The organism is Pseudarthrobacter sp. MM222, from assembly GCF_947090775.1.
Lineage (GTDB): Bacteria > Actinomycetota > Actinomycetes > Actinomycetales > Micrococcaceae > Arthrobacter.
The window spans coordinates 4,278,470-4,287,032 of the sequence record NZ_OX352321.1; the positions used below are offsets into that span (position 1 = coordinate 4,278,470).

Below are 8,563 nucleotides of genomic sequence, written 5' to 3' on the forward strand. Positions count from 1 at the left end.
ATATGGCGATATCTTCGGTTGCCGCGGATGCGCCACGTAAGACCCCGCAAGCGCTCCCTATGTTTCACGTGAAACGGGTGAAATCAGGGAGTCGTTCCGTCGGCTGGTTCAGGACCCCCGACGCCCGCAGCCTAGGACGACCGGAGCAATCCGGCGAGTTGCGGGGCACTTAGTCCACAAAGTTATCCACAGCGATATCCACCGCGTTCCACACAGGCTGGAAAGTGCTAAGCCATCTATTGGAGACCGGAATTCCTGATGGCAACGGGCCCCCGGGCCACGTGGGAGCCCTCCGCCCCAGCGCGGACTGCGGCGTCGCCCATTGGGCTGAACGATGTGCCCGCCGCGGTCAGCTCGCTAGGAATGGCACTGCATCATTCCGCCGTCCGGCATTACGGCGTCCGGCATTCCGGCATCCGGCCGTGCAGCGGGAGCCGAAGGCAAGGACAGATGACGGCGGCCCCGGGAGGAGGTTGGCGAGCTCGCTTCCGTCTACTTGAGGACTGTGAATGGATCCGTGCGGCCTCCAAGCGACTGGATGTCCGACTCTGACGATGACACCCGCGCCCGGAGGGGTGGGACCATTTCCGCTAGCGTGGAGATCGCTCCGCGCCTGCGGCGCCTCCTCGCGACCGGCAGGTGAATTCCTCTGTTCCGAACATCTCGTCACCCTTTAGAGGAATTGGCGGCTCGAAGGTATGGCCGGAGCGGTCACGTAGCTTCCACCGGGCACCGTATGGCTCCAATTTACTGGCCACGCACCGGCGGCGCATTCGCCCGCTGATTCGCCATGCAGCGGGCGGGAGGGCCAATGAACTCAGCCACAGCCTCTGCCGACGGATCTCCAAACTGCAACTGGCGGCCCCGGGCGAAAGATCCAGGGTGTCTCTAACACCCCTAGGACGCGAAGGAGGGCACGCAGCGGAACGGCAAGCCGGCGAACAGAGACAGTCCCCACCCAAGACCACGGAGGGCCGGACAAGCAGCAACACAGTGCGCAAATCATCCGTGAGCCAGCAGGGGAGTGGCGCGGCCGGACAACCGGCCGAGCGTGCCGCCAGGGCGAGCGACGATGCCCCGCGGCGGTCTCCGGCTCGTATATACCGTCGGACGGGCCTGCCACCGGCCGACCTCCCACATTCGCGATACGCTGCCCGCCCCTTAAGCGAAACCACTCGTGTTGCGCAGCGGCGGGTTCCCCCGACGTTCCGACGGTGCCGGGAGAAGCTCCTGACACGAGGTCGCGGAGCAGCGGACCGGCATCGCATTCGATGCCTCGGAGTGCCGGGGAGCTACAGGATCTCGACCTGGCGTGGTTCTGAAAGTGCTGACCACGATCCTGGCCTTACGCTTGTGAAGCGCTTGCCCGACCATGTGCGCTGCGCCCGGTCACCGTAAATCAACCTAAGGGCGTCGTGTGGGCATAGTCCTAGAACACGGCAATAGTCCCAGAGCGAAACCGGCGCGAGATCGGGGCGCTTCTGCATCGCGCGGGCCGAGCGCCGTCTCACGATAGCCCAGTGACCCCGAAGATCGCCCGCGATGCCCGTCGCTCAGCCGCCGGCGCGGAAACGCGCTAGGTGGGAGATGCTGTTGGCCGGTGACCCGGCTGCATCGGTCCCGCTCCTCGGCAGGCCAGCGCGCACAGTGAGAGCCTGTTTCTTAGGACAGTTTGGTGCCACGTGAAACCATGCCCCGTGCTTCGCATTTGGGCCGGCTGCGGGGACCATGGACTATCCTGCGGCCGAACCGAATCTTTAGGCGATGCGCGGCTCGCTGTTCGCCATCCGAGGAAGCCCAGGGATCACAGCCAGTCCGCCGGACCCAGTCGTTTCACGTGAAACATTGTGTGATCTTTCGCTGAAAGAAGGGCAACAGAAGCATCGCGCATGGCCTTACAAGGAGGGGGCCGCCGAAATGACTCAGTTGGCTTGGACCCACTTCAGTTCCCGCATCGCCATCCAGACGCACACCTCGACTTCTCGCGTTTCACGTGAAACCCCACACACCCCTAAGCTTGCCGGACGCCGTGCCCGAAAGCGAAAGCCGCTGACCGCGCCGCGCGGCCGAGCAGTATTCGTCAGATCGATCATTAGCAGGCCCGCCAAACACCTTTGCTCGAAAGCGTGCGCCCAAAGGAGCGTCTGTCGAGGGGACCGGGGAGGAGAACGCACGGGAGGAGTACGTCTAAGAGGAGAAGGCTGAGCGACCGTCGTATGGACGCACCGTGTGTAGGGGGCCGGCCACCATGTCCTGCGTGCAACGCTCCCACGATATGCCGGTAGTCAGACGGTACACAATCCCGGAGATCAGACATTGAACGCTTCAATGCGGAGAAGCGTATAGACGAAGGGACCCTGTTTCACGTGAAACAGGGTCCCTGGCGTACGACAGTGAGAAACCTAGCTGGACGGACCAGGGGCAAGGACATCCATGATGCGGTTGAGATCCTCAACGCTCGCAAACTCAATGCTTACGCGTCCCTTCCGGGCACCGAGGGAAATTTTGACGTTGGTGTCCAGGCGATCGGACAAGGATGACGCCAGGTAGTCCAGACGCTCATGCCGGGCTCCGGGACGGGGAATATTGTTCTTGGAATTCGTCGACGGACTCTGGTACAGGGTGACGGCCTCCTCGGTGGCTCGCACCGACATCCCCTCGGACACGATCTTCTGCGCCATGCGCTCCATCGCCGCCGCGTCCGGGAGCGCCAGGAGCGCACGCGCGTGGCCGGCAGAGATGACACCGGCTGCGACGCGGCGCTGGACAAGCGGGGGCAGCTTCAGCAGACGCAGCGTGTTGGAGACCTGGGGGCGTGAACGTCCGATACGGTCCGCCAGCTGCTCATGAGTGGTGCCGAAGTCCTCCAAGAGCTGCTGGTACGCGGCAGCCTCTTCGAGGGGGTTCAGCTGGCTGCGGTGCAGGTTCTCCAGCAAAGCATCGCGAAGCAAGTCGTCGTCGGTGGTATCGCGAACGATCGCCGGGATGGTTTCCAGCCCTGCGGCCTGCACTGCCCGCCAGCGGCGCTCACCCATGACCAGTTCGTACGGTTCGCCACCGTTTTCGGTTGAGGTTCGGACGACAATTGGCTGGAGCACACCGATTTCCCGCACGGAGTGGACGAGCTCCGCCATGTCGTCCTCATCGAAGACGGACCGTGGCTGCTTGCGGTTGGGATGGATGTCGGTAACGGGGATTTCCGCAAAACGCACGCCCGGAACCTCAACCAGCTCGACGCCGGAGTCGGCCTCACGTTCGCGGGCCGTGTCCGGCCTTGCCGGCTTTTCACTCGGCTCCGGCTCGTCGGCCTGTGCATCAGTCCCGGCCGCGGCGGGCTCGCTCTTGCCTCCGGCGCCCTGACGTGCAGGTGCTTTGCGGGTCGAGGCAGTGGTCGCCGACTCGTTCTCGGCTGCGGCGTCATTGCCGGCCGGAGGGATCGACGACTCTGCGCTGGTCTCTGCCAGCTCGGCCTCAAGCTCGTCTGCCAGAAGAATCTCGGCCGAAGCGTTCCGCTTCCGGGGCTCGGGGAAGAATAGATCCACGGGACGGGACGGGGCCGATCCGTTTCCGGAACCGCTCATCGAGGCGGAACTGGGAATGAGTGCCCCAAGTCCACGGCCAAGGCCGCGTCGCTTATCGCTCATGGCTACATCCCTCCATTGGAAGAGCCGGGCGTCGCCGGGCTCTCATTATTGCAATTCTTGAAAGTGATTCTAACGTTCAGCGATTTCCGCTGCGGCTTCCAGGTAGGACAGCGCACCGGTCGATGACGGGTCGTACGTCATCACGGTCTGCTGGTAGCTAGGCGCTTCGGAGATGCGGACGGATCGGGGAACGACGGCCCCGAGGACCTGGTCCGGGAAGTGCTCGCGCACTTCAGCGGCCACCTGGGCGGCAAGGTTGGTGCGGCCATCGTACATGGTCAGCAGAATTGTGGAAACAACCAAGTCCGCATTCAAGTGCTTCTGGATCATTTCAATGTTTTTCAGCAGCTGGCTCAAGCCCTCGAGCGCGTAGTACTCACACTGGATTGGGATCAGAACTTCGTTGGCGGCGCAGAATGCGTTGACCGTCAGCAGCCCCAGACTCGGCGGGCAGTCAATGAAGATGTAGTCAAGGCGCTCCTCACCGTTCTTGGCTCGCTCCTTGGCATACACATCGATGGCCCGTCGAAGCCGCTGTTCGCGGGCCACGAGGCTGACCAGTTCGATTTCTGCACCGGCCAGGTGGATGGTGGCCGGTGCGCAAATCAGCTTTGCGATGTCCGGGCAAGGGGCCACGACGTCCTGCAGGGGGAGGTCGTTGATCAGCACGTCATAGATGCTGTCGATGTCGGCGTGGTGTTCGATGCCGAGGGCAGTGGAAGCGTTTCCCTGCGGGTCGATGTCAATCACCAGGACATTGAGTCCTGCAGCGGCCAGGGCGGCAGCAATGTTGACCGTAGTGGTCGTTTTGCCGACGCCGCCCTTCTGGTTGGACACGGTGAAGATCCGGGTCTTCTCTGGCTTCGGCAGTTCACGGCCGAGAAGGCGTTCGCGCCGCTTGTTCTCGTGCGCCAGCTCCCGAGCGATGGGGCTGGAGTCATCGATCGAGTCCAGCACGTTGCCAGCGGAGGACACGGCCGTTTCACGTGAAACGCTGGCCTTGCCGGCGCTCTTAGCAACCGATGCCGTGTGATTCCCGGACAAGCCGTGGGTGATAGCGGGCGCAACAAAGGACCGTGCTGACCCCAGGGACACGAACGGGGGGATCCGCTGTGTGGAGGTTTCGCTGCTTGTCACTGTGACACACTCACTCTCATTCGGCGTCTGCTGCCGGTTACTAGCCTAACCTCTTCCCCTTGAACTCCTTGGAGACGGGGCGGATGCTAGGCAATCTTTTGAGGCTTATTCACAACGATCCGGACTACGGTTGTGGGTTCCTCGAGGACGTCCTCACCGACCAGCACAACCGACGTCTGAGTGCCGCCAAGTTTGCGGATCACCTTGGCAGCCTTCTCAATTTCCTCGCCAGCGCTGCGCCCCTTGATGGCAACAACCTCGCCCTTGCCGGCCAGCAGCGGAATGGTCAGTCCCGCAAGGTTGGTCAACGCCGAAACAGCACGTGCGGTGACTACATCGGCGTCGACCATGCCGACAGCGAGCTCCGCGCGGGTACGCATGATCGTGACATTTTCGAGCCCCAGATCATCCACCACTTCCTGGAGCCAGATAACGCGCCGCTCGAGGGGCTCGATCAGAGTAAGTTCTAGGTCCGGGCGGGCGATCGCAAGGCAGAGGCCCGGCAGTCCGGCCCCGCTTCCAACGTCCGCCACATGGCTGCCGTGGGCGATCTGGCTTTCGATGACTGCACAGTTCAGCACATGCCGGCTCCACAGCCGCGGCACCTCCCGTGGCCCAATCAGCCCGCGCTCGGTACCGGAAGTAGCCAGGTGTTCAACGTAACGCTTCGCCAGCTCCAGGCGCTCACCAAAGATGGACTCGGCGGCTTTAAGCTCGGCCGGGGTAATTTCAACCATCAAGCTATCCGGCGCATTCAGTCTGCGGAGACGACAATGTGCCGGTCGGCACCTTCGCCCTCGGACTCGCTCACGAGGCCCAAGTCGGCCACGGCGTCATGCACAATCTTGCGCTCATAGGCACTCATCGGGGCCAGTGCGACGGTCTCGCCGGACTCCTTGACGGACGTGACGGCGTCCTCCGCGATCTTTTGCAGCTCGCCGGCACGCTCCGAACGGTAGCCATTGATGTCGAGCACGAGACGTGACCGGTTCTCCGTGGCCGAAAGGACGGCCAGCCGGGTCAGTTCCTGAAGTGCTTCGAGGACCTCGCCGTCAGCGCCCACCAGGTTGTCCAGACCGGCCGATTCTTCTTCGGTGACGATGGAGATGTAGGTGCGGCCGTTGCGGACCTCAATGTCGATGTCGCCGTCGATGTCGGCAATGTCCAGCAGTTCCTCGAGGTAGTCCGCCGCGACGTCGCCTTCTTCTTCCAGACGGCTGGCGGACGCACCCTTCTCCGGGTTGCCCTCGGAATCCAAGACATCCTGTTGGGATTCGTCCTGGTCCTCCATGACCTCGGCGGAAATAGCGTGTTCGGTGCTCTCGGCGGACATTACTTCCTCTTCCTGTTCTTACGTTGTGGCTGAACGCGCTGGGCCTTGGCCTGCATCGCGGCGACCGCAGCGGCTTCGGCTGCTTCGGCGTCGGCCTTCCTGGCGCCGGTCAGCGGCAGTGCCGGCAGACCCTTGGCGGCGCGGCGCTCGGCGAGGGCCTTGGCGGCGGGGGACCCCGGCGTCGGCATGCGGCGGATCACGAAGAACTGCTGCGCCATGGTCCACAGGTTGGTGGTGGTCCAGTAGATGAGGACGCCGATGGGGAAGTTAATGCCGCCCACACCGAAGACGATCGGCAGGATGTAGAGCATCATCTTCTGCTGGCGCATGAACGGGCTGGCCATGGCCTCTTCGGACATGTTCTTGGCCATGATCTGCTTCTGCGTGATGAACTGCGATGCCGTCATGGCAAGGATCATCACGATCGAGAGGATCCATACCGCCACCACATTGCCGCCCTCAGGCGTGCCGTGAAGCAGCGTTGCGGACAGCGGTGCGCCGAAGATGCTCGATTCGTCGAACTGCACCACCTGGTCGTGGCTCATGGCGCCGATGCCCTTGCCGCTGGCAGCCGCCGTCGTAATGCCGGAGAGCACCGTGAAGAGGGCGAAGAAGAACGGCATCTGGATCAGCATGGGCAGGCAGGCCGAGAACGGGTTGGTGCCGTGCTTCTTGTACATGGCCATCTGTTCCTGCGCCATGGCCTGGCGGGACAGCTGGTCGGTCTTGCCCTTGTACTTGTCCTGCAGCTTCTTCAGGTCGGGCTGCAGCAGCTGCATCCCGCGCTGGGCCTTGATCTGCTTCACGAACACGGGGATCAGGGCGGCGCGGATCACCAGCACCAGCCCGATGATGGACAGCGTCCAGGTCCAGCCGTTGGCCGCCGGCAGGCCGATAGTGCTCAGCCCATCATGGAAAGCGACCATGATGAACGAGACCAGCCACTTGAACGGAAACATGAGTGTTTCAAAGAAGTCCATACGATATCCCTATTCGTTAGGCCGCAAGGCGGCCTTCTCCATCAGACTGAGCAGCCAGGTACTTGTCCGGATTGTTCAGTACAACAATTGTGGGGGTGCGGCCTTCGGGCCAAACACGATCGCCGGCGGGGACGTGGTCCACACCACCGGCATTCCAAGGATGACAGCGCATCAGGCGCCGCGCCGCCAGCCAACTGCCCTTAACCGCGCCGTGGACCGTGATCGCCTCAAGGGCGTAGGCCGAACAGCTGGGAAAGAACCGGCAGACCTGGCCGTACAGCGGTGAGACCACCTTGCGGTACGCCAGCAGGAGCAGAATGAGGATATTGCGGGGCAAATTCCACACGGCGCGGCCAAGCCAGGCTGCCGCGGGCTTAATCCCCGAAATAGGAGCGGGGACGACGGCGGCAGTTGAGTTACGCACGCGGTGTCCCTTCCTGTGTTGTCTCGTTAGAAACTGAAGAAGCAGCCTGTGGAAGGCGGCTGCCCAGCCGTTTCATGGTTGTCTCCAGAGCGGCGTCATAGTCGTTGCGCAGTTGGTCCCAGCTGGCACCGGCCGCGGCGGGCAGGGCCCGAACCACGATCGCGAACCCGCTACCGTATTTCTGCAACGACAAGGCGCCGGCTTCTCTCAGTCTCCTCTTAACGAGGTTCCTGACGACAGCGTTCCCGACACTCTTGGAAACGATGAATCCGATCCGGCTTGGTTCGTCGGCAGCCAGGGCTGCCGCATATAACACTACGTTCCGGCGTCCATTGCGGACACCGGAACGTACAGTTGTTGAAAAATCGGTTGATGTCCTTAGACGGTTTCGGGTGGCTAGCACCGTTGAACTCGCACAGGGAGGTGGACCGACGAGTCAGTATTTAGGCCGACAGTTCGGTGCGACCCTTGCCACGACGGGCTGCCAGGATGGCGCGGCCGGCACGGGTACGCATACGAAGGCGGAAGCCGTGCTTCTTGGCTCGACGGCGGTTATTCGGCTGAAAAGTCCGCTTGCTCACGTTAGTTACTCCAGTGGATCAAAGGTGCGCCCACCCGATCAAGGGGGAAGAACTGGTCGACGCTAAGTTTTGTATGTTCCGCTTCCCTCGGTCTCGCAAGACGCGGGGCGTCGGGAGAGATTCAGATGAGGCGAAAAGCGTACACATGGGACTTCACAACGTTAGGTGTTAGTGCCCTCCAGAGTCAAACTGAGGGATGCGTCGCAACCTTTCCCCAGCTGTGGCTAACTGCCGCTGCTGCCTGTGGATGAAGTGCGTCACGGCCCCCGATTTCGAACTACAGCCATGTGATTATCCACAGGACAGACCCTAGCTATCTTCTAGGTTTTTCATCCCCTAGAGTGTCCCAGTAGCCAATTATCCACGGACTGTGCATAACCCTGTGGATTGAGCCGGCGCCAGCGCACTGGTTCGGGCCTCTTGGCTGCAGGTAATGCAGGCAAGCAAGTTTGAGGAACTGATTG

Annotated in this window: 8 protein-coding genes; all 8 read right to left on the reverse strand. The window is 62.3% G+C overall.

What is annotated here, in order from left to right; all coding sequences use genetic code 11:
* Nucleotides 1-2,402 precede the first annotated feature (2,402 nt).
* The 8 genes from OM977_RS19585 to rpmH all read right to left on the reverse strand — a co-directional run bounded on the left by OM977_RS19585 (nucleotide 2,403) and on the right by rpmH (nucleotide 8,099).
* A complete protein-coding gene (locus OM977_RS19585) occupies nucleotides 2,403-3,644 on the reverse strand; it encodes a ParB/RepB/Spo0J family partition protein (protein ID WP_264355521.1) in 1,242 nt (413 codons plus the stop codon).
* 69 nt (nucleotides 3,645-3,713) lie between these two features.
* On the reverse strand, nucleotides 3,714-4,781 hold the full coding sequence (locus tag OM977_RS19590; RefSeq protein ID WP_270103054.1) for a ParA family protein: 1,068 nt from the start codon (nucleotides 4,779-4,781) through the stop codon (nucleotides 3,714-3,716).
* A gap of 86 nt (nucleotides 4,782-4,867) precedes the next feature.
* Entirely contained in the window at nucleotides 4,868-5,518 is a 651-nt protein-coding gene (rsmG, locus tag OM977_RS19595; protein ID WP_264355522.1) for a 16S rRNA (guanine(527)-N(7))-methyltransferase RsmG, read from the reverse strand.
* A gap of 17 nt (nucleotides 5,519-5,535) precedes the next feature.
* Nucleotides 5,536-6,114, reverse strand: coding sequence for a Jag family protein (locus OM977_RS19600; RefSeq protein WP_264355523.1), 579 nt, complete (start codon nucleotides 6,112-6,114; stop codon nucleotides 5,536-5,538).
* Nucleotides 6,114-7,094 (reverse strand): membrane protein insertase YidC, encoded by a 981-nt coding sequence (gene yidC, locus OM977_RS19605; RefSeq protein ID WP_264355524.1) that lies wholly within the window; start codon nucleotides 7,092-7,094, stop codon nucleotides 6,114-6,116. Before yidC ends, OM977_RS19600 begins: the two co-directional genes overlap by 1 nt.
* 16 nt (nucleotides 7,095-7,110) lie before the next feature.
* The gene (yidD, locus tag OM977_RS19610; protein WP_264355525.1) at nucleotides 7,111-7,518 is read right to left on the reverse strand and encodes a membrane protein insertion efficiency factor YidD; all 408 of its coding nucleotides are present in this window, start codon (nucleotides 7,516-7,518) and stop codon (nucleotides 7,111-7,113) included.
* Nucleotides 7,511-7,921: a ribonuclease P protein component gene (gene rnpA, locus OM977_RS19615; protein WP_264355526.1), complete on the reverse strand. Its 411-nt coding sequence runs from the start codon at nucleotides 7,919-7,921 to the stop codon at nucleotides 7,511-7,513. The genes yidD and rnpA overlap by 8 nt, the downstream gene beginning before the upstream one ends.
* A 40-nt stretch (nucleotides 7,922-7,961) precedes the next feature.
* A complete protein-coding gene (gene rpmH / locus OM977_RS19620) occupies nucleotides 7,962-8,099 on the reverse strand; it encodes a 50S ribosomal protein L34 (protein WP_003800212.1) in 138 nt (45 codons plus the stop codon).
* Nucleotides 8,100-8,563: the final 464 nt, after the last annotated feature.